The organism is Leisingera sp. ANG-M6, from assembly GCF_000813905.1.
In the GTDB taxonomy this organism is placed as follows: Bacteria; Pseudomonadota; Alphaproteobacteria; order Rhodobacterales; family Rhodobacteraceae; genus Leisingera.
On record NZ_JWLG01000015.1, the window covers coordinates 305,531 to 328,438 of the forward strand.

A 22,908-nucleotide genomic window follows, 5' to 3' on the forward strand; every position below is an offset into this window, starting at 1 on the left:
ATGACATTTGAAACTGCGTCCTGCACGCTGAATTCACCTGATGAAACGGCCCAGCTGGCCGCCCAGATCGCCGGAGCACTGCGCCCCGGCGATTGCCTGTTGCTGGAGGGTGTTATCGGCGCCGGAAAGACCCATTTTGCCCGCCATCTGATACAGTCGCTGATGGACGTTCCCGAGGATGTGCCCTCGCCCACTTTTACATTGGTGCAGACTTATGACGTGCCCGCCGGCGAGTTGTGGCACACCGACCTTTACCGTTTGTCCTCTTTGGACGAACTGGAGGAACTGGGCCTGACCGAAGCCTTTGACAGTGCGATCTGCCTGGTTGAGTGGCCTGACCGGCTGCAGGAACTGACTCCGCCGCACGCCTTGCATCTGACGCTGGCCCTGGATGCCGAACACGAAGACCGCCGCCACCTGACGCTCCGCTGGAGTGATGCAAAGTGGCAGCCCCTTATGGAGCGCATTTGCGCATGAGCGACCGTAATACCCTGTGCGAGAGTTTTCTTTCGCAAACACCCTATGCCAACTGGCAGCGCGGCCCGCTTGCCGGCGATGCCTCCAACCGGCGTTATGAGCGGCTGACTAGCGCTGAAGGCCAGACTGTTGTGCTGATGGATGCGCCGCCGGAAAAAGGCGAGGACATCCGGCCCTTTATCCGCATAGCAGACTACCTGCGTGCCCAGGGCCTGAGTGCTCCTGAAATTCTGGCGCAGGATTCCGAAAACGGGTTTCTGCTATTGGAGGATCTGGGCGACGATCTTTATGCCCGCATCATCGAACGCGAGCCGGTGCTGGAAAGAGAGCTTTATGAAGCTGCGACCGACGCGCTGGTTGCCCTTCATCAGGCGCCGATGCCGGAATTGGAGTCCTACGGGCCGCGGCTGATGGCGGAAATGGCCGGGCTGGCCTTTTCGAAATACCGCGCCGGCATTCTTGGTGAAGGCGACGCGGATCTGCAGGCCCGGTTCGAAAACCAGTTCGAGGACATCCTGCGCGAAACAGTCAAGGGCGATCCGGTCCTGGTGCAGCGCGACTACCACGCCGAAAACCTGCTGTGGCTGCCGGACCGGGATGGTGTCGCCCGTGTCGGCCTGCTGGATTTTCAGGACGCACGCGCGGGCCACCCGGCCTATGATCTTGTGTCGCTCCTGCAGGACGCCCGACGCGACGTGCCCGCCGGTATCGAGATGCAGATGATCAGCCGCTACATCACGGCTGCCGGCGCGGACGAATCCGGCTTCCGCACTGCCTACACTGTGCTGGGCGTGCAGCGGAACCTGCGCATTCTGGGTGTCTTTGCCCGGCTCAGCCTCGACTACGGAAAACCGCACTACGTGGACCTGATCCCGCGGGTTTGGGATCATTTTTTTCGCGGGCTGGACCACTCTGCATTGGCTCCGGTGGCACGGCTTCTGCGTGACAGCCTGCCAGCCCCGACCCCGGAGAACCTGGACGGGCTGAGGCCGTGATGCAGCGTTCACCCGAAGCCGTCATGCTGTTTGCCGCAGGCTTTGGCACCCGGATGCGGGAGCTGACCCGCGACAAGCCAAAACCGATGATCGAAGTTTCCGGCCGGCCGTTGATTGCCCATGCATTGGAACTGGCCCAAGCGGTGCAGCCGGTCCGGATTGCAGCCAATGTGCATTACAAGCCAGAACCGCTGAAGGCCTTTTTAGAGCCTGAAAACGTGCTGATCAGCCATGAGATGCCCGAGATTCTCGATACCGGCGGCGGGTTGCGCCATGCCCTGCCCATGCTGGGCGGCGGCCCGGTTTTCACCATGAACACGGATGCCATCTGGAAAGGCCCGAACCCGCTGCAATTGGCGCAAAAGGCCTGGGACCCGGACCGGATGGATGCGCTTTTGGTCTGTGTGCCGCTTGCGAATGCCATCGGCCGCAGTGGCCAGGGCGACTTTTCAGCCGATGCCGAGGGCCGTATCAGCCGCGGCGGAAATCTGGTCTATGGCGGGGTGCAGATCCTGAAAACACAAGGGCTGCAGGACGTTGAGGAGCAGGTGTTCTCGCTTAATGTCCTGTGGAACCGGATGGCTGCAGCCGGGCGGCTGTTTGCACTGGAATATCCTGGCCGCTGGTGCGATGTGGGCCATCCCGAAGGGATCAAACTGGCCGAGGACCTGATAGCCGCAGATGATGTTTGAACCGTCCGCCAAACCGCGCGTCTTTGCCGTGCCCTGCGGCGTGGATTTCCCGCAGGCGCTGGTCGAGGGACTGCGTGAGCGCGCCCGGAAGCTGCCGCCGGAAGCACTGGCCAGGGCAGAGCTGATCGTCAACACCTCCCGCATGGCGCGGCGTATCCGCAGCCTGTTTGACGACGGCCCCGCGATGCTGCTGCCGCGCATGCTGATGCTGAGTGATTTGGCGCAGCGGGCTGCATTGGACGGGTTGCCGCCCGCCCTGCCCCCGCTGCGGCGCCGGCTGGAGCTGTCGCAGCTGATCGCCAAGCTACTGGACGCGCAGCCCGATCTTGCCTCCCGCGCGTCTCTCTATGATCTGTCCGACAGCCTTGCCGCACTGATTGACGAGATGCAGGGCGAAGGTGTCAGCACGGATGCCATCCGGGAACTGGACGTTTCGGACATGTCCGGCCACTGGGCACGGGCGCAGGCCTTCATCGGCATCGCGGACGAGTTCACCGGCCTGCATGAGGGCGCGATGGACGCACAGGCACGGCAGCGGCAGGTGGTGCTGAACCTGATTGAGGAATGGCAGGAAAACCCGCCTGCCCACCCGGTCATTCTGGCCGGCTCCACCGGGTCGCGCGGCACCACCTTGATGCTGATGCAGGCCATTGCCCGCCTGCCGCAGGGCGCCGTGGTGCTGCCCGGTTTCGATTTCGACCAGCCGGATCATGTCTGGGGCGGGCTGGATGACCCGATGATCTCGGAAGATCACCCGCAGTACAGGTTTCACAAGCTGATGAAGGACCTGGAACTGGCCCCGGGCGACGTGCAGCCTTGGACCGATACGCGGCCGGTCTCTCCCGAACGGAACCGGCTGGTCTCGCTGGCCTTGCGCCCGGCCCCGGTGACCGACGCCTGGATGAGCGAAGGCCCCAAGCTGACCGGATTGGACAAGGCCACGGAAAATATCACTCTGGTTGAGGCTCCCAGCCCGCGGGCCGAGGCGCTAGCGATTGCGCTGCGCTTGCGTCAGGCGGCAGAGGACGGCCAGACCGCTGCGCTGATCACGCCTGACCGGATGCTGACACGCCAGGTTTCCGCCGCGCTGGACCGCTGGAACATCCTGCCGGATGATTCCGCCGGCCTGCCGCTGCAGCTGTCGCCGCCGGGCCGGTTTCTGCGCCATGTGGCAGGGCTGTTCTGCAAGCCGCTGGCCTGTGACAGCCTGCTGACGCTGCTGAAGCACCCGCTGACCCATGACGGTGCGGACCGCGGCAATCACCTGCGCCAGACCCGCGAATTGGAACTGTCGCTGCGCCGCAACGGACCGCCCTTCCCCGATGCCGCGGCCTTTGCCGGCTTTGAAAAGGGCCGTCAGCTGACACAGGGCTGGACCGGCTGGTTGAGCGCCTGTTTCGCGGATCAGGAGATCGCCGGCACCCTGCCCCTTGCCGATTGGGTCGAACGGCTGCGCGATCTGGCCGAGCGTATCGCTGCCGGCAGCCAAACGGACGGCGCCGGCACGCTGTGGGACAAGAAGGCGGGCCAAGCCGCCCTCGCCTGTATCGAAAATCTGGAGAGTGAGGCCCCCTATGGCGGCGAGATGACCGCCCGCGATTTTGCCGACCTGCTGGGCGCGCTGCTGAGCCAGGGTGAAGTGCGCGACCGCGATGCGCCATATGGCTCTATCATGATCTGGGGCACGCTGGAGGCGCGTGTGCAGGGCGCCGATCTGGTCATTCTGGGCGGCCTGAACGAAGGCAGCTGGCCTGAGGCCGCCAGTCCCGATCCCTGGCTGAACCGCCAGTTGCGCAATCAGGCAGGTCTGTTGCTGCCCGAACGCCGCATCGGCCTGTCGGCGCATGACTTCCAGCAGGCAATTGCCGCAACTGAGGTCTGGCTGACCCGCGCCGAACGGTCAGAGGAAGCCGACACCGTACCGTCACGCTGGCTGAACCGCCTGTCCAACCTGCTGTCCGGCCTGCCGGACCAGGGCGGCCGGGATGCGCTGGACGCGATGCGAGCCAAAGGCCGGCAATGGCTGGGCTGGGCAGACGCGCTGGAGGAGCCTACGCCCATTCCGCAGATGCCGCGTCCCTCGCCGCGTCCGCCGGTTGCGGCCCGCCCGCGGCGCCTGACCATTACGGAAATTCCGCGGCTGATCCGCGACCCTTATGCGATTTACGCCAAACATGTGCTGCGGCTGAAGCCGCTGAACCCGCTGGTGCAGGAACCCGACGCCCTGCTGCGCGGGATTGTGGTGCATGAGGTGTTTGAGCATTTCATCAAGGAAGCCCAGGCGGATCGAAGCCTGCTGACTGCCAGCCAGCTGATCGAAAAGACCCGGGAGCTGCTGGATGCCCATGTGCCTTGGCCCGTTGCCCGTATCCTGTGGCACAGCCGCATCCGCAAGATTGCCGGAGACTTCGTCCAGGCCGAGCAGGAGCGCCAGGCCCGTGCCAAGCCGGTTGCCTTTGAAGCCAAAGGCAGCGCCCGGCTGGATCCGCTGGATTTCACCATCGCCTGCCGTGCGGACCGGATCGACATGGATGAGCGCGGTTTCCTGCATCTGTATGACTACAAGACCGGCGCGCCGCCCAGCGAGTCCCAGCAGAAGAAGTTTGAAAAGCAGCTGCTGATCGAAGCCGCCATGGCTGAGGAAGGCGCCTTTGACGATCTTGGCCCGGCAGAGGTTGCCCGCGCCCTGTTCATTGGCCTTGGCTCCAGCATGAAAGAAGTGCGCGCACCGCTCGAGGACGAGCCGCCCGCCAAGGTCTGGGATGAGCTGCGTACCCTTATCGGGGCCTATTTCGAGCCTGAACAGGGCTATTCGAGCCGCCGCATGGTGCACCGGGACGACCTCGCCGGCGACTACGATCACCTGGCGCGCTACGGCGAATGGGACCGCAGCGCCGAACCGCAACCGGAGGATCTGGCATGACCATCCGCGACGCCGCCTCCGAGGCGCAGTTCCGCGCCGCCCGGCCCGATGCCTCCACCTGGCTGGCGGCAAATGCCGGCTCCGGCAAGACCAAGGTGCTGACCGACCGGGTGGCCCGGCTGCTGCTGAAGGGTGTGCAGCCGCAGCACATCCTGTGCCTCACCTATACCAAGGCCGCCGCCAGCGAGATGCAGAACCGGCTGTTCAAGCGGTTGGGCGAATGGGCGATGCTGGAAGATCCGGCGCTGATCGCAGCGCTGACCGAATTGGGAGAGGTCAACACTGCGGCTGAGGATCTGGCCAAGGCGCGCACCCTGTTTGCCCGCGCGATTGAGACGCCGGGCGGGCTGAAGATCCAGACTATCCACTCCTTCTGTTCGTCTCTGCTGCGCCGCTTCCCGCTGGAGGCCGGCGTCAGCCCGCAGTTTTCCGAAATGGACGACCGTGCAGGCCAGCTGTTGCGTGCAGAAATCATGGAGGATTTTGCCCAAGGCCAAGAAGCGCCGCTGGTCGATGCCCTGGCGCGGCATGTGAGCGACAGCGACTTCGAAACACTCACTTCCTCAATTTGCAATCGCCGGGCCGACTTCGGAGAGACGCTGGACTGGGACGGGCTGCTGGACCTGTTTGGCCTGCCCAAAGGTTTCGATGAAACAGCGCTTGAATCACTGGTGTTTCTGGGCGGCGAGGAAGAGCTGCTGCAGCGTACCCGGGAGATGCTGGGGCAGGGCGGTTCAACCGACCAGAAGGCGGCGGAGAAACTGGCCGGGATCACCAAGCCGGCAATCGCCGATCTTGGCGCGCTCGAAAGCGTGTTCCTGACCGGCGCCGGCGCCAAGGAGCCTTTCACCGCCAAAATAGACAAGTTCCCAACCAAGAAACTGCGCGAATCCCACCTGTCGCTGATGGACCAGCTGGAACCGCTGATGCTGCGGGTTGAGGATGCGCGCGCCAAACGTCTGGCGCTGACTGCCGCGCGCAAGAGCCACGACCTGCACCGCTTCGCAGCCGCCTTCCTGCCGGAATATGAACGGCGCAAGCAACTGCGCGGCTGGCTCGACTTTGACGACCTTATCCTGAAAGCCCGGCAACTGCTGAACGATCCCGGCGTGGCTGCCTGGGTGCTGTACCGGCTGGACGGCGGTATTGACCACATTCTGGTGGACGAGGCACAGGACACCAGCCCAGTGCAATGGGACGTGATCGAAAAACTCGCGCAGGAATTCACCGCCGGCGAAGGCGCGCGCTCGGATGTGGAGCGCACCATCTTTGTGGTCGGTGACAAGAAGCAGTCGATCTATTCCTTCCAGGGCGCTGACCCGGATGCGTTTGACCGGATGCAGCAGGAGTTCGGCAACCGGCTGGCGGAAACAGGGGCAGGGCTGCAGGATGCCTCGCTCGATTTCTCCTTCCGTTCCTCTGCGGCAATCCTGAAGCTGGTCGATCTGGTGTTCAAGGACAGCCCGCGCGCCGGTTTCCGCAAGGACGCGCTGCATAGGGCCTTCAAGTCGGACCTGCCAGGCCGGGTGGACCTGTGGCCGGTGGTAGAAAAGGTGGAGGATGACGAGGATCCCGATTGGACCAGCCCCGTCGACCGTCCCAGCAGCCGCCATCACACGGTGATCCTGGCAGAACGGATTGCCGGGTCGATCAAGCAGATGATTGAAACCGGCGTCACCATTCCGGAGGATGGGCCCGAACGCGGCACCTTCCAGCGCCGTCCGGTGCAGGCCGGCGATTTCCTGATCCTGGTGCAGCGCCGCTCCGATCTGTTCTCGGAAATCATCCGCGCTTGCAAGAAGGCTGAACTGCCTATCGCCGGCGCTGACCGGCTAAAGGTCGGTGCGGAGCTGGCGGTGAAGGACATTGCCGCGCTGCTGCGGTTCCTGGCGCTGCCCGAGGACTCCTTGTCATTGGCAGAGGCACTGAAATCGCCGCTGTTCGGATGGACCGAGCAGGCGTTGTTTGATCTCGCACACCGGCGGGAGGCGATGTACCTGTGGCCCGCGCTGCGGGAGCGGGCACAGGAGTTCCCGGAGACCATGGAGGTGCTGGATGACCTGCGCGCCAATGCGGATTTCCTGCGGCCCTTTGATCTGATTGAGCGTATCCTGACCCGCCACGGCGGCCGCCAGAAACTGCTGGGCCGGCTGGGGCCGGAAGCGGAAGACGGTATCAACGCGCTGCTGTCGCAGGCGCTGGCCTATGAGCGCACCGATGTGCCCAGCCTCACCGGGTTTCTGGTCTGGATGCAGACCGATGATCTGGAGATCAAACGCCAGATGGGCGCGGCCGGCAATATGATCCGGGTGATGTCGGTGCATGGATCCAAAGGTCTGGAGGCGCCGATCGTGATCCTGCCGGACACCGCCAAACGCCAGGCCCCGCGGGACGCGGAGATCATGCTGGCCGAAGGCACACCTGTCTGGAAGCTGCCCAAGGACCAGATGCCTGCTGCTATGCTGGCGGCCCGTGAAGCTGCCCAGGAAAAGCTGCAGAATGAACGCCTGCGGCTGCTCTATGTGGCTCTGACCCGGGCGGAAAAGTGGCTGATTGTCGCTGCCGCGGGCGACGCGGGCGAACAGGGCGACAGCTGGTACCGCATGACAGAGGGCGCCTTGCGCGAGGGTGGCGCAAAGGAATTCGACTGTCCCGGCGGGGCAGGATTACGCCTGCAGCACGGGGATTGGGACGGGCTGCCTTTGGTTGCAACGCCGGTCGAGGAAGTTGTGCAACACAGCCTGCCCGAGGTTTTCAACCGGCCAGCCAGAGCCTATGAGGCCCCGGCGCCGGCACTCAGTCCTTCGGACCTGGGCGGGGCGAAGGCCTTGCCAGGTGACCTGGGCCTGGATGAGGAAGCCGCCAAGGCTCGCGGCAGCCGGCTGCACCTGCTGCTGGAGCACCTGCCGGGCCGGCCTGAAGACCACTGGCCGCAGCTTGCCGGCAACCTTCTGCAGGAAGCCGAGGATACTGCAGAGCTGCTCGCCGAGGCGTCCGGTGTTCTGCAAAACGCCGGCTTGTCCCATATTTTCGCCCCTGAAACCCTGGCAGAAGTGCCCATCACCGCCGACCTGAACGAGGGCCGTCTGCATGGCATCATTGACCGCCTGATCGTCACACCTGACAGGGTTCTGGCGGTGGACTTCAAATCCAATGCCACCGTACCGGAAGTGCCGGAACAATGCCCCGAAGGTTTGCTGCGCCAGATGGGTGCCTATGCCCATGCGCTGGCACAGATTTACCCGGGCCGCACTATCGAAACCGCGCTTCTTTGGACCCGAACGGCCACGCTGATGCCGCTGCCGCACGAACTTGTGACAGCGGCGCTGATGCGGCGTCTGGAACCTTGACGATCTGTTAAGCCGTACATAGGTTCCAACTCCAGTTGCCACACACTCATGGAGACATGCATATGTCCACCGTAGCCGTCACCGACGCCACCTTTGACGCCGAAGTCAAGAACTCCGATATCCCCGTTGTGGTGGATTTCTGGGCCGAGTGGTGCGGTCCCTGCAAACAGATTGGCCCGGCTCTCGAAGAGCTTGCCGCGGAATTCGGCGGCAAGGTGAAAATCGCCAAGGTCGACGTTGACAGCAACCCGAACTCCGCCGCTGCCATGGGCGTGCGCGGCATTCCGGCGCTGTTCATCTTCAAGGACGGCCAGGTGATCTCCAACCGTGCCGGCGCCGCCCCCAAGGCCGCGCTGCAGAGCTGGATCGAAGAATCGATCTAAGCCGGATCCAAACCGGATTTCCTAGGGCTGTCCCCACGGGGACGGCCCTTTTTGTTTTGAGCGCTGGCGTACCGGCTGGCGGCAAACTGGTACTGTCCTTTGCGCTGATACCCTGCGACGGTTCGCCTTGAGACAGGTGAAGGAGGCAAAATGGCCAAGACACGGGTACTGGTGGAATTCGGCATGGGCACGTCGCTGAGGCGCGAGGACTATACTGAAGCCGCTCGCCGGGCGATCAAGGACGCGCTGTGGCACAACTCCGTCAACATGGCGGAACTGTTTGATTTCCGTAAGGAAGACATGATCATCGACGCGGAGATCGGTGTGCAGAAACCAGAAGCGGTAGACAGGGACGCACTGCTGGAGATTTTTCCCTACGGCCAGCCCAGCATCCAGGTTTTGGAAGGCGGGCTCGACATTGAAAAACCGCAGGGCGGATGCACGGTGATAGCCAATGCGGCTGTGGTGGTTTCCTTTGACATGGAGACGGTGGAATGAGCGAGAAACGCATCATCCTGGAAATGGGCACCGGCAACGACCTTTACGGCCAGGATTACACCAAGGCGGCGCGGCGCGCGGTGCAGGACGCACTGCATCATTCGTCGATCACCCTGTTTTCCAAGCTTGGCATCGATCACAGCGAAATGCGTGTTGACGTGACCATCGGGGTGCAGCGGCCGGAGGCGGTGGATTGCGATCTGGTAGCGCAGGATCTGCCGCGGGGCAGGGCCAGTGTGCGGGCCGTCAAAGGCGGGCTGGATGTGGAGGATGCGGAAGCCGGCAGCCGCCATGTGGTGGCCACCGCTGCAATCGAGGCCTGGCTGCCGGATCAGGCCGAAAAATACAAAATCACAGCCCCGAAATGAACAAAGCCGCCCGTTTCTGGGCGGCTCATTCAATGTCTTCGACCATTTTAGTCTCAGATCTTGGCGATGTCGGCGCGGCTCATGCCAATGTCGTCCAGCTGTGCGTCGGTCAGCCGGGCCAGAGCCTTGCGGGTCTCGCGGGCTTCATACCACTCCACGATGGAGGTTTTCACATTGGTCATAGCGTCGACCACGCGGAGAACGGTGACTGCTCCGAGCGGCGCATGAATGTTTGCGGTCGTCATTTGCGCATATCCTTCTAAGAAACAGCCGACCCTGTGCCGGTTGTGAGCCCCATGTAGGATGCGTAGCTGAGTCCCGCAATTGCCGGTTCGACAGCCCCGCCTTGCGCTTTCTGCATAGCGGCGAAACCCCTTGCAGTCCGTGCAAAGCCTGTGATCCGGCCCGCTCTCTTGTGCCGGCGGGGGGATGGTTCCATATAGGGGGCAACTAAACGGAGGCATTTATGGCAGACGATCAATTCCCCGGCTGGCACGGCACCACCATCATCGGCGTCAAGAAGGACGGTCAGGTGGTCATCGCCGGCGACGGCCAGGTGTCGCTGGGTCAGACGGTGATCAAGGGCACCGCCCGCAAAGTGCGGCGCCTGTCGCCCGGCGGTTTTGATGTGGTGGCAGGCTTTGCCGGCTCGACCGCCGATGCATTCACCCTGCTGGAGCGTCTTGAAGCCAAGCTGGAAGCAACCCCGGGCCAGCTGGCCCGCGCCAGTGTGGAACTGGCCAAGGACTGGCGCACCGACAAATACCTGCAGAAGCTGGAAGCGATGCTGATCGTCACCGACGGCACCGATATGTTTGTAATCACCGGCGCCGGCGATGTGCTGGAGCCCGAACATGATGTGGCGGCCATCGGATCCGGCGGCAATTTTGCCCTGGCCGCAGCCCGCGGCATGATGGACAGCGATAAATCCGCGGAATCCGTTGCCCGCGACGCCATGGCCATCGCCGCCGATATCTGCGTCTACACCAATGGAAACCTGACCGTCGAATCCATTGGACGGGAAGCCTGAGGTGGGCAGGGTCAACCAGGATGATCTGCGCGCCGCCGTTGGCTCAGGCCTGCTAAGCGAAGCTCAGGCGGCCTCGCTGCTGGCATTGGCCGACAGCCGCCGGGGCGCCAGGGAAAACCTGGCTCCGGGCGATGAACCCTTTGAACTGTTTAAAGGGTTCAACGAGATATTCATCGTCATCGGCCTGTTGATCCTGGCCTCCGGCTGGATGGCTTTTACAGCCGTCGATCTGGCAGGCTCGCTGGGCGGCTATCAGCAGAAGGCTGTCTATTCCGCCATCGCAGGGGCCGCGGTTCTTTGGCTGCTGTCCGAATACTTCATCCGCCGCCGCCGCATGGTTGCACCTGCCATCGCCCTGTCGCTGCTGTGGGCCGGCAATGCAGGCACCGGGTTTACAGCATATTTCTCGCAACCTTTCATGATTGCGCAGAACGACTTCTCCAGCCTGCCGCTGCCTGTTGCAGCCGCAACCGCTACAATCGCGGTGTTCTGGATGCGCTTCCGGGTCCCCTTTGCCATGGCATTGATTGCTTTGGGGGTCTTTGCGGTTGCACTTCTGTCGGGTGCCATACGGGCCGGCACACCGGCAGGAATAAGCGATCTGTTCCTGCTGTCAGCTAGTGGCCCCTTTGCCTGGATCACTCTGGCCGCCGGGTGTTGCGTTTTTGCGGTTGCGATGGTTTTCGATCTCAGCGACCCGCACCGGGTGACGCGGCGGTCGGCGCAGGGGTTCTGGCTGCATGTCGTTGCCGCACCGGCCCTGGTCAACACCATTGCTCTCAGCCTTCTGGACAGTGGCACCTCCAGTTCAAATTTGCTTTTGTTTGCCGTCCTTGTGCTGTTTGCCCTCATAGCAATCATCATCGACCGCCGGTCCTTCCTGATTGCCGCCATCGGCTACAGCGTCACCCTGGCCGGCACCGTGTTCAGCGGCGAAGGCACCGCCATCACCATACTGGCGCTTGGTGTGTTTCTGGTTGCCCTCGGCGCCTTCTGGAGCCGCATCCGAGCGGTCCTGCTTACCCCCTTGTCCGGTGTGCTGCCACTTGACCGGCTGCCGCCCTCACACTGAAACGGAAAGACCCATGACTGATCTGACCCCCCGCGAAATCGTCTCGGAACTGGACCGCTTCATCATCGGCCAGAAGGAAGCCAAGCGCGCCGTCGCCGTGGCGCTGCGCAGCCGCTGGCGGCGCAAGCAGCTGGCCGACGACCTGCGCGATGAAGTGTACCCCAAGAACATCCTGATGATCGGCCCCACCGGCGTCGGCAAAACCGAGATTTCCCGCCGTCTGGCGAAGCTCGCGCGCGCGCCTTTCATCAAGGTTGAGGCCACCAAGTTCACCGAGGTCGGCTATGTCGGCCGGGATGTGGAACAGATCATCCGCGATCTGGTGGACAGCGCCATTGCCCAGACCCGCGAGTACATGCGCGAAGACGTGAAGGCCAACGCCCATAAGGCCGCAGAGGACCGGGTTGTGGAAGCCATCGCCGGCAGCGATGCCCGTGAGGCCACCCGCGAGATGTTCCGCAAAAAACTGAAGGCGGGGGAGCTGGACGACACGGTGATCGAACTGGATGTGGCCGACACCTCCAATCCGATGGGCATGTTCGAAATCCCCGGCCAGCCCGGTGGCGGCAACATGGGAATGCTGAACCTGGGCGACCTGTTCGGCAAGGCGATGGGCGGGCGCACCACGCGCAAGAAGATGACCGTTGCCGAAAGCTATGAGGTGCTGATCAGCGAGGAAGCTGACAAGCTGCTGGATGACGAAACCGTCACCCGCACCGCGCTGGAGTCGGTGGAGCAGAACGGTATCGTCTTTCTGGATGAGATCGACAAGGTCTGCGCCCGTCAGGAAACCCGCGGCGGCGACGTCAGCCGGGAAGGCGTGCAGCGCGACCTGCTGCCGCTTATCGAAGGCACCACCGTCAGCACCAAACACGGGCCTGTGAAGACCGACCATATCCTGTTCATCGCCTCCGGCGCGTTCCATATCGCCAAGCCGTCGGATCTGCTGCCGGAACTGCAGGGCCGCCTGCCGATCCGCGTCAACCTGCGGGCGCTGACCGAAAAGGACTTTGTCCGCATCCTCACGGAGACCGACAATGCGCTGACACGGCAGTACACCGCGCTGATGGGCACCGAGGAAGTTGAAGTGACCTTCACGGAAGACGGGATTGCCGCGCTGGCCAAAATCGCGGCTGAGGTGAACCAGACTGTCGAAAACATCGGCGCGCGGCGGCTTTACACCGTAATGGAACGCGTGTTCGAAGAACTCTCCTTCACAGCGCCTGACCGCTCGGGCGAGGCGGTCACGGTAGACGCGGCTTTTGTGAAAAAGAACCTGGGAGAGCTTGGCCGCTCTGCGGATGTCAGCCGTTACGTGCTGTAAACTGCCCAAGCCGCGCTGAGCCACTGGACAATGGCGGCAGGTCGGATAGCCTGCCGCTGTTTGAGTTTGGGGGCAAATATCATGCAGGTTCTGCGCGCAGTTTGCGTATTCTTCGTGATCGTCCTCGTAGGCTGCACGGACAGGTCCTACTCGCCCACAGTTCCTGGAGCTTTGCAGCTGGGTACTGCCAAGACCATTTTTGCAGCGACCAACCGCGATCCCCTGCCGGATGGGACCTTTGGTTCTGACCGGACGGAAGGATTCAGCCTGCTTGAGCTTACTGTGTCAATTCCGCCCAACCGGCAGCCTGGATCCTTGGAATTCGGATACCAGGATCCAGATCCAGCCACTGAGTTCACCATGGCCGGACGCCGGAAATTCGAGAGCGAAGCTGCCTTTTCTTCACGCCTGAACCAGGAACTGGCCAAGTTTCCGCCGCAGGAGCGGGACGTCACTGTATTTGTGCACGGCTTCAATTCCACCCAGGCCGAAACCGCGTTCCGCGCGGCGCAACTGACCCATGACATCAACGTCCCCGGGGCAACTGTCATTTATTCCTGGCCCAGCAAGGGCAAGGCGCTTGGCTACGCATATGATGCAGATAGTGTCCTGTTTGCCCGCGACGGGCTGGAGATGCTGCTGCGCAAGCTGCGTTCGCCAGGCACCGGCCGGGTTGTGGTGGTGGCGCATTCCATGGGCGGGCTGCTGACCATGGAGGCGCTGCGCCAGATCGAAATCAAGTCACCGGGATGGACCGCCCGCAACCTGGGCGGCGTGGTTCTGATGTCTCCGGACCTGGACGTTGATGTGTTCAAATCGCAGATGCAGCGCTTTGCCGAAGTCCCGCAGCCGTTTGCCATCTTCGTTTCGCAAAAGGATAATATCCTGACCCTGTCGCAACGGCTGCGCGGATTGAACGGGCGGGCAAGGCTGGGCAATCTCAACAATATTGAGGAAATCAGCGACCTTCCGGTAGAAGTCATTGATACGACGGCCTTTGCCGACGAAGCGGACTCGCAGCATTTTGTTGCTGCCAGCTCACCGGCGCTGCTGGCGCTGCTGAAAGGCGCCCGGCAAACGGCGCAGACATTCGAACGTGATCAGGACCGTCTGCGCAGGATTTTACCGGGCCAGATCGTTATCCGGGACAGTGCCATAGAAATCGCGCTGGAAGGCCCCCCATCCAATAACCGGTGACAGCCGTCAGCGGCCCCGCCGGAGATAGACGTAATATGCACCTTCTCCGCCATGGCTGATGTGAGCCGGCGTGACCTGCAGAACCGCCTGCGACAACGGCGGCAGGGCAAGCCATTGCGGCACCTTGTGGCGCAGCACCCCGCGCGGCACCGGCATCGGGCCCGGCTCGTCCCGGTCCTTTCCCTTGCCGGTTACCACCAGCACCAGCCGCTTGCCCGATGCCTGAGCCGAAAGGATAAAGCGCGTCAGGGCAGGGTGCGCGGTGTCGATCCGCATGCCATGCAGGTCCAGCTTGCCTTCCGGCCTGATCTTGCCGCGTTTCATCCGGCGGAAGGCCTTTTCGTCCATCTGCAGCGGATCACTGGCCAGGCTACGGGCAATCGACGGCTTCAAGTCGTGTTTGACCGGCTTGGGTTTGGCATGGCTGCCAACCTTAAACGGTGCCAGGCGCGGTTCCGGTTGCTTGACCGGTTTGGGTTTCGGCATCGGCGCAGCTGGCGGCGTGGAGTGGGTACCCGGGTGCAACCGCTCTGTGTGCTTCACGACCTTGTGCCAAAGGTCGATCTCATCTCCTGTCAGTTTGCGCCGTGTCATTTAGATGTCTTCCGGCAGCATCGCATAGGCCCGCTGGATCGGCAGCAGAACCACCATCCGGCCCGGGTCTTTCATCGTGCCGGCGGTTTCGCCCGCCGCATCCCCTGTGCCGACAAAAATGTCAGCCCGCTGGGCACCTTTGATAGCAGAACCGGTATCTTGCGCCACCATCAGCCGCCGCAGCGGCAGATGCCCGTCCTTTTCCACCCAGACCGGCGCACCAAGAGGTGTATAGGCTGGATCGGCGGCAATAGTCCGCATTGGGGTGACGGAGCGGTTCATGGCGCCAAGCGGCCCCTTGGAAGCCGCGACCTTACGCACCTCACGGAAAAACACATAAGACGGGTTGTGGAACAGCAGCTCCTTGCCGTCCGCCGGATTTCGCCGCACCCAGGACTTGATCACCTGCGCGCTGACCTGATGGGCATTGTAGACGCCGCGGCGCACCAGTTCCTTGCCGATCGACTTGTACGGATGGCCGTTGGCGCCTCCGTATCCGACGCGGATGGTCGAGCCATCCGGCAGGCGGATGCGCCCTGATCCCTGAATCTGAAGAAAGAACAGCTCTACCGGATCATCGACCCAGGCGATTTCCAGCCCGCGGCCCTGCATCACGTCACTGCTCAGGATATCCCGGCGCGGCAGCCACTGATCTGTTGCACGCGCCTCTGGGGGCATCTTGTAGACCGGATAGCGGAACCGGCCCGTGGGGTAGCGTGACCCTGTCAGTTCCGGCTCAAAATATCCGGTAAACAGGGCAGGGTTGCCGTCCTCGATCAGAACCGGACGGAAAAACAGCTCAAAAAACGCACGGGCGCCATCAGGTGACTGGGAGCGAGCCGCCTTGCACAATGCGGTCCAATCCGGATCCTTGAGGTCCCGGCAGGTTCCCAGAAAAACCTCCAGCGCGGCTGCGTGGTCATCATGTGCCCAGCCGTCAAGCTGAGCAAAGTCCAGAATGCTGGACACAGTTTCGGAGTGCGCCCCGGAGGCGGTCATCGCGGCACCTGCAATTGCAGCTGCCCCAAGTGCCCCCCGAAGCGCCGCAATCATGCGTCCGTCGCAACAAGCTGCCAGTTGGGATCATCGCTGCCCATGTTGCGAGCAAAGACCCAAGTGTCTTTCTGGCGTTTCACCGCCTTGGGGTCGCCCTCGACAATATCGCCGCCGCGGTCGCGCACGACGGAGGTAAGCTCACCCACGAAGCGCATGGTAATCTCAGCCCGGCCAGACTGCGCATCAAATTGCGCATCGGCCAGCGTCGTTTCACGCACTCCAATGAATTCGGCTTCGATCTTCAGCCCCTGGTCCTCGCGGTGCGCGACGGCTTCCACGAAGCTGTCGAACACGTCTTCGGCCAGGAAGGGCTGAATGTCATCCAGGTTGCCGTGCTCAAATCCCATCAGGATCATCTCGTACGCACCGCGGGCGCCCTGAACGAAATCCTGCACTTGGAACGAGGGTTCAGCCCGTTTCATCGCAGCCAGGGCCTGAGCCTGCGGGCTGCCTTCAGCAACATAATCGGTGATGTCGCGGTCCGGGCCGCCTTCGATCACTTCCAGATCCGGGCGGCGGCTCTTGGTTTCGGACTTCGGCAGCGGCGGCTTTTCAAAGCCTTCGCGTGTTCCCAGAACGCTTTTCAAGCGCAGGATCAGAAACACGGCAATACCGGCCAGAACCAAAAGCTGAATCACAGGCGACTCCATGGATACCTCATGCTAGGCGTTCGTGCTTTGTTTGAAACCAAAGCGGTCAGACCTTATGTAGGTGACGGGCGGGGGCAAGTCTACCGCCCGGACGTATGATCGCAAGGAAACCCCCATGTATCTCTTCCTGGCCTTTCTGATGGTTCCCATCATTGAAATTGCTTTGTTTATTCAGGTCGGCGGCGCCATCGGCCTGTGGCCGACCCTGGCCATCGTGGTTCTAACCGCAGTACTGGGCACCTGGCTGGTGAAAACACAGGGACGCATGGCGATGGGACAGCTGCGGTCGTCTTTTCAGCAATTGTCCGATCCGGCAGAACCATTGGCGCATGGTGCGATGATCCTGTTTGCAGGCGCTTTGCTGCTGACCCCCGGTTTCTTCACTGATGCTGTTGGCTTTGCGCTTTTGATGCCGCCGGTCCGGCTGGCGGTCTATCGCTATCTGCGTGCCCGCATCACCGTGGCGCAATTCCAGATGGGACCAGGCAGCATGCAGGGCCGCCACTATCCGGGAAGCGCTGGAAAACCGGATGACATCATCGACGGAGACTACGAAGATGTGACTCCCGGGCAGCGCCCAAGCAGCCCGTCCGGCTGGGTTGACGGGCCCCGTTGAGGTGTCCGGGCCAAGCTGTTAAGCACGGTCCAAAGCATATTTCAGGAGTATCCCGATGGCCGAAAACGGCGAAGCCCAGCAGCAGCCGCAAGTCCAGATGAACGTTCTGGCACAGTTCATCCGCGACATGTCGTTCGAGAACGTGATGGCGCAAAAAGGCACTGGCGGCGAGGTTCAGCCCGACGTCAGCGTGCAGGTTAACCTGGATGCGAAAAAGCGTTCGACTGAGAGCCAGTACGAGGTGATCACCAAGCTGACCGTCGAGTCCAAGAACAAGGAAGGCGGCAACGTCCTGTTCGTGCTTGAGCTGGAATATGTCGGCGTCTTTAACATCGTCGGCGTGCCGGAAGACCAGCTGCACCCGTTCCTGCTGATCGAATGCCCGCGCATGACCTTCCCGTTCCTGCGCCGCATCGTGTCCGATGTGACCCGCGACGGCGGCTTCCCGCCGCTGAACCTGGACAACATCGACTTTGTCGGGATCTACCGCAACGAACTGGCGCGCCGCCAGCAAGAAGCGGCTGCAGCCGAACCCACACAGTAAAGTCTTCGGTCTCTGAAGCAGAAAACGCCGCTGGTCTCAGCGGCGTTTTTTCGTTTCCAGCCAATTTGGAGTCAGGTGGCCTTCCACAAGGCATCTTCTCCCATTTTGCCGACAAAGGCTTCATGTGCCGCCAGTTCATCGGCCGTGATCCGCGGCGGTAGCTGAGATTGCCGCGGGGCAGGGCGCCAGTCATCCTCAACCTGTGCAGAGCCTGACGAAGCGGCTTGAGTGGACAGGCCGAAATCCGGCTGCCGCCCACCAATAAGCTCAAGATACACATCTGCCAGGATTTCGGAGTCGAGCAGCGCGCCGTGCAGGGTCCGGTTGGAGTTGTCGATATTGAACCGGCGGCAGAGCGCATCCAGCGTCGCCGGCGAACCGGGAAACCGCTGGCGCGCCATTGCCAGAGTATCGATTGCCTGGTCCATCGGCAGCTTTGGCAGCCCCATCCAGTCAAGTTCCGCGTTCAGGAATTTCATATCAAAACTGGCGTTGTGAATGACCATCTTGGAGTCTTTCACAAAATCCAGGAACTTCTGGCCAACTTTGGCAAAAACCGGTTTGTCGCGCAGAGTAACCGCACCGGGTTCCGGTTTCTGGGGCGGCTCCAGCAGGTCCGGGCCGATGCCATGAACCGAGAACGCCTCTGCCGGCATCGAACGTTCCGGATTTATGTAAACGTGAAACGTTTCCCCGGTGGGCATGTGGTTGAACAGCTCCACTGCCCCGATCTCGACGATCCGGTCCCCGGAAAACGGATCAAATCCGGTGGTTTCGGTATCGAGAACGATTTCACGCATGGCCCGGCTTGCTCCTGATATCTGCGAGGACCTCTGCCACCTGTGCCTCTGCGTGGTCGAGCGTGTCTGTCTCGATCACATAGTCAGCCCGGGCAATCTTTTCCTCAATCGGCATCTGTTTTTGCAGGATATGCCGGAATTGCTCAACCGTCATCGTGCCGCGGGCCAGAACCCGCTTTTGCTGTGTGCCCGCATCCACGGTCACACAGGCCACTGCGTCCATTTCTGCATCGCCGCCGGTTTCGAACAACAGGGGGATGTCGAAAACCAGGATGTCACTGATTTCCTGCGCCCGGAAAGCGGCCCGGTCCTGAGCCACCAGCGGATGCACGATACTTTCAATCCGTTTCAGAGCGTCCGGGGATTGGCCGATGATCTGTTTCAGGGCAATACGGCTGACTGCGCCATCCTCGATTGCCTCCGGGAAGGCAGCACCCATCGGCGCCACCGCGGCACCGCCTCGGCCGTAAAGCCGGTGAACGGCCGCATCGGCATCCCAAACAGCGCAGCCCTGGGCCGCAAACAGTTTGGCAGTGGTGCTTTTTCCCATACCGATAGAGCCGGTGAGGCCAAGGCTGAAACTCATCTGAGTGCCGCCGCGCGCGTGGCAGCGTCAACCTCAGGCCGGTGTCCAAACCAGCGTTCAAATCCCGGAACCGCCTGATGCAGCAGCATACCCAGACCGTCAACCACAGTGCAGCCCGCATCCTCGGCAGTTTGCAGCAAGTCGGTTTTCAGCGGCGCATAGATGAGATCGGTCACAACAGCATTTGACCGCAGCCCGTCCAGCGGAACCCGCAGACGCGGCTTGCCCACCATGCCGAGCGAGGTTGTGTTCACGATCAGCGCGCCTTCTTCCACGATATTGCCGGCCTGAACCCATTCCACCACTTTGACACGGTTGCCAAAGTCCTTCTGCAGCTGGTCCGCCCGCTCACGCGTGCGGTTGGTCAGCAGGATTTCCGGCACACCAGCCTCCATCAAGGAAGCGACCACTGCCCGGCATGCCCCGCCAGCCCCCAAAACTACAGCCGGCCCGGACTGCGGATCCCAATCCGGCGCGCCCTGATGCAGGTTGGTGATAAAACCGTAACCGTCCGTATTATCGGCCATGATCGTTCCATCCTTGCGGAAGATCAGCGTATTAGCCGCACCGATCAGCCGCGCCCGGTCCGTCACTTTGTCAGCAATCTCCATCACCGCTTCCTTGTGCGGAATGGTGACATTCGCCCCGACAAACCCCATCTTCGGCATCGTCCGGATGGTTTCGGCAAGATCTTCCGGCTCTACATGCATGGGAACATAGTAACCGGCGATGCCGTGAGTCTTCAGCCAATGGCCATGCAGCTGCGGGGATTTGGAATGCGCCACCGGGCAGCCGATCACGCCGGCGAGCGGGATTTTTGCTTCTGTCATTGCTTGATCACCCCTTGCAAACCCAGGTAACTGATAAGCTCCATCAGCGGCAATCCCAAGACATTAAAGTAGCTGCCGTCGATGCTGGCAAACAGCCGCACACCTTCTTCTTCCAGTTTGTAAGCCCCGACCGCATGGCGAATGCTATCCCAATTGCGGGCGACATAGTCCTCAAGGTAACTGTCCGAACATTTACGCATTACCAGCCGGACCTGGCCCACATGCCGCCAGATCGGTTCACCATCCCGGTAGATCACGGCAGCTGACAATAGCAAATGACGTTTGCCGCGCATCTCCTTGAGCTGGTGCAGTGCGTCCTCAGGACTGACTGGCTTGGAAAGAAGGCTCCCCTCGAATTCAAGCACCTGATCACAGCCTAGAACCAGCTTTCCAGAATGCTTCCCGCTGATTTTGCGCGCCTTTGCCTCTGCCAGCGCATCCGCGATGTCCCGCGGCGGAGCCTCTTCGGCCAATAGGGCTGACTTAATCGCATCCTCATCCAAGCGCGGTACATCGCATTCGAAATCAATACCCGCCTGACGCAGCAGATGCGCCCGGATTTCGGAACCGGAAGCCAGCACAATGTGGGCAGTCATGTGGAAAACCCCGTGGGAAAGACGCAGATCGTTTCAGGACGTTTTGTATGGTTTTCCGCGGTTAAGTAAAGACTCCAGGGGTTGACGCAAATCTCGGGATTCTGCCGGCTGAGTCGTCCTTTGTGAGTCAGGATAACTTTGAAATCGTGGATATGCCGGCTCTCCCCGGATCATCCCGTGGTTATCCCCAAGTTCAGATAGGTAAACTGATCCTTAACAACCCTTATTTTAAGAGCGTTAACCAAATTTCCACGACTCCTGTCCCATGCACGCTGGAATCTTATCCCTGCTGGGGATAAGCGAAGGAAGATTCACTTATCCACTGGAATCCACGCACACTACAAAAACATCATCCTTCTAATATTTCTTTATTTATTAGGGTGGTCAGATCTGAACGGGGAGAACTGCCCATGGACTTGAGCGATCTGATGTTCGCGCTCTACCCATATGCCAAGTCACTTCACATCATGGCAGTACTCAGCTGGATGGCCGGTCTCTTCTACCTCCCCCGTCTGTTCGTGTATCACGTGGAGCAGGCAGAGAAGGTTCAGGAAGCAGTACCGATTTTCCTGACTATGGAAGAGAAGCTTCTCAGGATCATCATGCGCCCTGCAATGTATGTTTCATGGGCTGCAGGTCTGTTCATCGTACTGACACCCGGCATTGTCGACTGGAGCTACCTCTGGCCTTGGACCAAGGGTCTATCCGTCATCGCCATGACATGGTTCCACCACTGGCTGCTGTTCCGCCACCGGGATTTCAAAGACGGGCGCAATACGCTGACGGGGCGGCAGTTCAGGATGATGAACGAGGTGCCGACGGTGCTGATGGCGGTGATTGTGATCTCGGTCATCTTCAAATTCTGACGCAGCGGCGCTGGGGTGGGGGCTGTGGCTGCGAAACGTTTTCAGCCGGCGTTTGACTCATCTGAAACGAGTCCCTATGTATGGCTCTCAGCGGGCCCGTCCGGGCAACCGTGTTTTCCTAACCTGTCGTGTGACCGACCCCCGGGTAAGCGGGGAGTAGAGGCCGTATCTATATGACCGTGCAATCCCTGAATCTGTCCGATCTCAAAGCCAAGAGCCCTAAAGCCCTGCTGGCGATGGCTGAGGAGCTGGAGATCGAAAACGCCTCGACCATGCGCAAGGGCGAGATGATGTTCCAGATCCTGCGGGAACGCGCGGATGAGGGCTGGGACATCGGCGGCGACGGTGTGCTGGAAGTGCTGCAGGACGGCTTTGGCTTTCTGCGCTCTCCTGAGGCAAACTATCTACCGGGTCCGGACGACATCTATGTCTCTCCCGACATGATCCGCCAGTATTCTTTGCGCACTGGCGACACGGTCGAAGGCCAGATCAAGGCGCCGCTGGAGTCGGAGCGCTATTTTGCACTGACCAATGTCACCAAGATCAACTTCGAGGAGCCTGAAAAGGCCCGTCACAAGATCGCTTTTGACAACCTGACACCGCTCTATCCGGATGAGCGCCTGAAGATGGAGATCGAGGATCCCACCATCAAGGACCGCTCTGCCCGGGTGATCGACCTGGTGGCCCCCATCGGCAAGGGTCAGCGCTCGCTTATCGTGGCGCCGCCGCGCACCGGTAAGACGGTGATCCTGCAGAACATCGCGCACTCGATCGAAAAGAACCATCCGGAGTGCTACCTGATCGTTCTGCTGATTGACGAACGTCCGGAAGAGGTGACCGACATGCAGCGCTCGGTGAAGGGTGAGGTTGTGTCCTCCACCTTTGACGAGCCGGCAACCCGCCATGTTGCAGTGTCCGAAATGGTCATCGAAAAGGCCAAGCGCCTGGTGGAGCATAAACGAGATGTTGTGATTCTTCTCGACTCGATCACAAGACTTGGTAGGGCGTTTAACACGGTGGTTCCGTCTTCAGGTAAAGTTCTGACCGGTGGCGTTGACGCAAACGCGCTGCAGCGGCCCAAGCGCTTCTTTGGTGCCGCGCGGAATATCGAGGAAGGCGGTTCGCTGACCATCATCGCCACCGCGCTGATCGACACCGGCTCGCGCATGGACGAGGTGATCTTTGAAGAATTCAAAGGCACCGGTAACTCGGAGATCGTGCTGGACCGCAAGATTGCCGACAAACGCGTGTTCCCGGCAATCGACATTCTCAAATCCGGCACCCGGAAAGAGGATCTGCTGGTCGACAAGGGCGATCTGGCCAAGACCTTTGTGCTGCGCCGGATCCTGAACCCGATGGGCACTACCGATGCTATCGAGTTCCTGCTGTCGAAGCTGAAGCAGACAAAGTCGAACTCCGAATTCTTCGACTCTATGAACACCTGATCCGGGCCGGCAAGAA

24 protein-coding genes are annotated in these 22,908 nt (G+C 61.3%); 16 read left to right on the forward strand and 8 right to left on the reverse strand.

Annotation, left to right across the window (positions count from 1 at the left end; all coding sequences use genetic code 11):
* From tsaE to RA24_RS14215, 8 genes are all read left to right on the forward strand, one after another.
* Window positions 1-477, forward strand: coding sequence for a tRNA (adenosine(37)-N6)-threonylcarbamoyltransferase complex ATPase subunit type 1 TsaE (tsaE, locus tag RA24_RS14180; RefSeq protein ID WP_039192311.1), 477 nt, complete (start codon window positions 1-3; stop codon window positions 475-477).
* A complete protein-coding gene (locus tag RA24_RS14185) occupies window positions 474-1,472 on the forward strand; it encodes an aminoglycoside phosphotransferase family protein (protein ID WP_039192314.1) in 999 nt (332 codons plus the stop codon). The genes tsaE and RA24_RS14185 overlap by 4 nt, the downstream gene beginning before the upstream one ends.
* Window positions 1,472-2,164, forward strand: a complete 693-nt coding sequence (locus RA24_RS14190; RefSeq protein ID WP_241480945.1) for a nucleotidyltransferase family protein — start codon at window positions 1,472-1,474, stop codon at window positions 2,162-2,164. The genes RA24_RS14185 and RA24_RS14190 overlap by 1 nt, the downstream gene beginning before the upstream one ends.
* Window positions 2,154-5,087, forward strand: coding sequence for a double-strand break repair protein AddB (addB, locus tag RA24_RS14195; RefSeq protein WP_193747135.1), 2,934 nt, complete (start codon window positions 2,154-2,156; stop codon window positions 5,085-5,087). Before RA24_RS14190 ends, addB begins: the two co-directional genes overlap by 11 nt.
* On the forward strand, window positions 5,084-8,437 hold the full coding sequence (gene addA / locus RA24_RS14200) for a double-strand break repair helicase AddA (RefSeq protein WP_039192317.1): 3,354 nt from the start codon (window positions 5,084-5,086) through the stop codon (window positions 8,435-8,437). The genes addB and addA overlap by 4 nt, the downstream gene beginning before the upstream one ends.
* 62 nt (window positions 8,438-8,499) lie before the next feature.
* Window positions 8,500-8,820, forward strand: coding sequence for a thioredoxin (trxA, locus tag RA24_RS14205; RefSeq protein WP_019295334.1), 321 nt, complete (start codon window positions 8,500-8,502; stop codon window positions 8,818-8,820).
* A 150-nt stretch (window positions 8,821-8,970) separates the two neighbouring features.
* The gene (locus RA24_RS14210; RefSeq protein ID WP_039192319.1) at window positions 8,971-9,318 is read left to right on the forward strand and encodes a Lin0512 family protein; all 348 of its coding nucleotides are present in this window, start codon (window positions 8,971-8,973) and stop codon (window positions 9,316-9,318) included.
* Window positions 9,315-9,686, forward strand: a complete 372-nt coding sequence (locus RA24_RS14215) for a Lin0512 family protein (protein ID WP_039192322.1) — start codon at window positions 9,315-9,317, stop codon at window positions 9,684-9,686. The genes RA24_RS14210 and RA24_RS14215 overlap by 4 nt, the downstream gene beginning before the upstream one ends.
* A gap of 53 nt (window positions 9,687-9,739) precedes the next feature.
* Here RA24_RS14215 and RA24_RS14220 read toward each other — a convergent pair whose 3' ends face one another.
* Window positions 9,740-9,931 carry a DUF1127 domain-containing protein gene (locus RA24_RS14220; protein WP_019295331.1) on the reverse strand — a complete coding sequence of 64 codons (192 nt, stop codon included), beginning with the start codon at window positions 9,929-9,931 and terminating at the stop codon, window positions 9,740-9,742.
* Window positions 9,932-10,152: 221 nt separating this feature from the next.
* Here RA24_RS14220 and hslV point away from each other — a divergent pair, with 221 nt between their 5' ends.
* From hslV to RA24_RS14240, 4 genes are all read left to right on the forward strand, one after another.
* Entirely contained in the window at window positions 10,153-10,716 is a 564-nt protein-coding gene (gene hslV, locus RA24_RS14225) for an ATP-dependent protease subunit HslV (RefSeq protein ID WP_039192325.1), read from the forward strand.
* A 1-nt stretch (window position 10,717) separates the two neighbouring features.
* Entirely contained in the window at window positions 10,718-11,788 is a 1,071-nt protein-coding gene (locus tag RA24_RS14230; RefSeq protein ID WP_039192327.1) for a hypothetical protein, read from the forward strand.
* A 13-nt stretch (window positions 11,789-11,801) separates the two neighbouring features.
* Window positions 11,802-13,112 carry an ATP-dependent protease ATPase subunit HslU gene (hslU, locus tag RA24_RS14235; protein WP_019295328.1) on the forward strand — a complete coding sequence of 437 codons (1,311 nt, stop codon included), beginning with the start codon at window positions 11,802-11,804 and terminating at the stop codon, window positions 13,110-13,112.
* Window positions 13,113-13,193: 81 nt separating this feature from the next.
* Window positions 13,194-14,309 (forward strand): alpha/beta hydrolase, encoded by a 1,116-nt coding sequence (locus tag RA24_RS14240; RefSeq protein ID WP_039192329.1) that lies wholly within the window; start codon window positions 13,194-13,196, stop codon window positions 14,307-14,309.
* Between the two features lie 6 nt (window positions 14,310-14,315).
* Here the strand turns inward: RA24_RS14240 and RA24_RS14245 are convergent, their stop codons facing one another.
* The 3 genes from RA24_RS14245 to RA24_RS14255 are packed head-to-tail and all read right to left on the reverse strand — an operon-like array spanning window position 14,316 to window position 16,609.
* Window positions 14,316-14,903, reverse strand: coding sequence for a Smr/MutS family protein (locus RA24_RS14245; protein WP_039192332.1), 588 nt, complete (start codon window positions 14,901-14,903; stop codon window positions 14,316-14,318).
* Window positions 14,904-15,956 carry a murein transglycosylase A gene (gene mltA, locus RA24_RS14250; protein WP_039172030.1) on the reverse strand — a complete coding sequence of 351 codons (1,053 nt, stop codon included), beginning with the start codon at window positions 15,954-15,956 and terminating at the stop codon, window positions 14,904-14,906. It abuts the gene before it with no gap.
* Complete coding sequence (locus tag RA24_RS14255) at window positions 15,953-16,609, reverse strand: Tim44/TimA family putative adaptor protein (protein ID WP_019295324.1); 657 nt, start codon at window positions 16,607-16,609, stop codon at window positions 15,953-15,955. The genes mltA and RA24_RS14255 overlap by 4 nt, the downstream gene beginning before the upstream one ends.
* Before the next feature lie 115 nt (window positions 16,610-16,724).
* Between RA24_RS14255 and RA24_RS14260 the strand changes: the two genes are divergently transcribed.
* Together RA24_RS14260 and secB are read left to right on the forward strand one after the other, a co-directional pair.
* Window positions 16,725-17,225 (forward strand): FxsA family protein, encoded by a 501-nt coding sequence (locus RA24_RS14260; RefSeq protein ID WP_039192335.1) that lies wholly within the window; start codon window positions 16,725-16,727, stop codon window positions 17,223-17,225.
* 55 nt (window positions 17,226-17,280) lie between these two features.
* Complete coding sequence (gene secB, locus RA24_RS14265) at window positions 17,281-17,769, forward strand: protein-export chaperone SecB (RefSeq protein WP_039192338.1); 489 nt, start codon at window positions 17,281-17,283, stop codon at window positions 17,767-17,769.
* A 71-nt stretch (window positions 17,770-17,840) separates the two neighbouring features.
* On the opposite strand, the gene dnaQ is transcribed toward secB, so the two are convergent.
* Genes dnaQ through RA24_RS14285 form a run of 4 tightly spaced genes read right to left on the reverse strand, consistent with a single transcriptional unit; the run spans window position 17,841 to window position 20,581 of the window.
* Window positions 17,841-18,569: a DNA polymerase III subunit epsilon gene (dnaQ, locus tag RA24_RS14270; protein ID WP_039192341.1), complete on the reverse strand. Its 729-nt coding sequence runs from the start codon at window positions 18,567-18,569 to the stop codon at window positions 17,841-17,843.
* A complete protein-coding gene (coaE, locus tag RA24_RS14275; RefSeq protein ID WP_039192344.1) occupies window positions 18,562-19,155 on the reverse strand; it encodes a dephospho-CoA kinase in 594 nt (197 codons plus the stop codon). The genes dnaQ and coaE overlap by 8 nt, the downstream gene beginning before the upstream one ends.
* Window positions 19,152-19,985 (reverse strand): shikimate dehydrogenase, encoded by an 834-nt coding sequence (locus tag RA24_RS14280; RefSeq protein ID WP_019295319.1) that lies wholly within the window; start codon window positions 19,983-19,985, stop codon window positions 19,152-19,154. Before RA24_RS14280 ends, coaE begins: the two co-directional genes overlap by 4 nt.
* Window positions 19,982-20,581 (reverse strand): Maf family protein, encoded by a 600-nt coding sequence (locus tag RA24_RS14285; RefSeq protein WP_039147557.1) that lies wholly within the window; start codon window positions 20,579-20,581, stop codon window positions 19,982-19,984. The genes RA24_RS14280 and RA24_RS14285 overlap by 4 nt, the downstream gene beginning before the upstream one ends.
* A gap of 410 nt (window positions 20,582-20,991) precedes the next feature.
* Here RA24_RS14285 and RA24_RS14290 point away from each other — a divergent pair, with 410 nt between their 5' ends.
* Complete coding sequence (locus tag RA24_RS14290) at window positions 20,992-21,447, forward strand: CopD family protein (protein WP_039172040.1); 456 nt, start codon at window positions 20,992-20,994, stop codon at window positions 21,445-21,447.
* Window positions 21,448-21,620: 173 nt separating this feature from the next.
* Window positions 21,621-22,892 carry a transcription termination factor Rho gene (gene rho, locus RA24_RS14295; RefSeq protein WP_019295316.1) on the forward strand — a complete coding sequence of 424 codons (1,272 nt, stop codon included), beginning with the start codon at window positions 21,621-21,623 and terminating at the stop codon, window positions 22,890-22,892.
* The last annotated feature ends 16 nt before the right edge of the window (window positions 22,893-22,908 follow it).

Coding starts and splice junctions, on each gene's coding strand:
- hslU (WP_019295328.1), top strand. CDS start 11,802: ATGACTGATCTGACCCCCCGCGAAATCGTCTCGGAACTGGACCGCTTC.
- RA24_RS14255 (WP_019295324.1), bottom strand. CDS start 16,609: ATGGAGTCGCCTGTGATTCAGCTTTTGGTTCTGGCCGGTATTGCCGTG.
- rho (WP_019295316.1), top strand. CDS start 21,621: ATGACCGTGCAATCCCTGAATCTGTCCGATCTCAAAGCCAAGAGCCCT.
- addB (WP_193747135.1), top strand. CDS start 2,154: ATGATGTTTGAACCGTCCGCCAAACCGCGCGTCTTTGCCGTGCCCTGC.
- RA24_RS14260 (WP_039192335.1), top strand. CDS start 16,725: ATGTATCTCTTCCTGGCCTTTCTGATGGTTCCCATCATTGAAATTGCT.
- RA24_RS14190 (WP_241480945.1), top strand. CDS start 1,472: ATGCAGCGTTCACCCGAAGCCGTCATGCTGTTTGCCGCAGGCTTTGGC.
- coaE (WP_039192344.1), bottom strand. CDS start 19,155: ATGAGTTTCAGCCTTGGCCTCACCGGCTCTATCGGTATGGGAAAAAGC.
- RA24_RS14245 (WP_039192332.1), bottom strand. CDS start 14,903: ATGACACGGCGCAAACTGACAGGAGATGAGATCGACCTTTGGCACAAG.
- RA24_RS14290 (WP_039172040.1), top strand. CDS start 20,992: ATGGACTTGAGCGATCTGATGTTCGCGCTCTACCCATATGCCAAGTCA.
- RA24_RS14280 (WP_019295319.1), bottom strand. CDS start 19,985: ATGACAGAAGCAAAAATCCCGCTCGCCGGCGTGATCGGCTGCCCGGTG.
- RA24_RS14220 (WP_019295331.1), bottom strand. CDS start 9,931: ATGACGACCGCAAACATTCATGCGCCGCTCGGAGCAGTCACCGTTCTC.
- RA24_RS14210 (WP_039192319.1), top strand. CDS start 8,971: ATGGCCAAGACACGGGTACTGGTGGAATTCGGCATGGGCACGTCGCTG.
- mltA (WP_039172030.1), bottom strand. CDS start 15,956: ATGATTGCGGCGCTTCGGGGGGCACTTGGGGCAGCTGCAATTGCAGGT.
- trxA (WP_019295334.1), top strand. CDS start 8,500: ATGTCCACCGTAGCCGTCACCGACGCCACCTTTGACGCCGAAGTCAAG.
- secB (WP_039192338.1), top strand. CDS start 17,281: ATGGCCGAAAACGGCGAAGCCCAGCAGCAGCCGCAAGTCCAGATGAAC.
- tsaE (WP_039192311.1), top strand. CDS start 1: ATGACATTTGAAACTGCGTCCTGCACGCTGAATTCACCTGATGAAACG.
- RA24_RS14185 (WP_039192314.1), top strand. CDS start 474: ATGAGCGACCGTAATACCCTGTGCGAGAGTTTTCTTTCGCAAACACCC.
- dnaQ (WP_039192341.1), bottom strand. CDS start 18,569: ATGCGTGAAATCGTTCTCGATACCGAAACCACCGGATTTGATCCGTTT.
- RA24_RS14215 (WP_039192322.1), top strand. CDS start 9,315: ATGAGCGAGAAACGCATCATCCTGGAAATGGGCACCGGCAACGACCTT.
- hslV (WP_039192325.1), top strand. CDS start 10,153: ATGGCAGACGATCAATTCCCCGGCTGGCACGGCACCACCATCATCGGC.
- RA24_RS14285 (WP_039147557.1), bottom strand. CDS start 20,581: ATGACTGCCCACATTGTGCTGGCTTCCGGTTCCGAAATCCGGGCGCAT.
- addA (WP_039192317.1), top strand. CDS start 5,084: ATGACCATCCGCGACGCCGCCTCCGAGGCGCAGTTCCGCGCCGCCCGG.
- RA24_RS14240 (WP_039192329.1), top strand. CDS start 13,194: ATGCAGGTTCTGCGCGCAGTTTGCGTATTCTTCGTGATCGTCCTCGTA.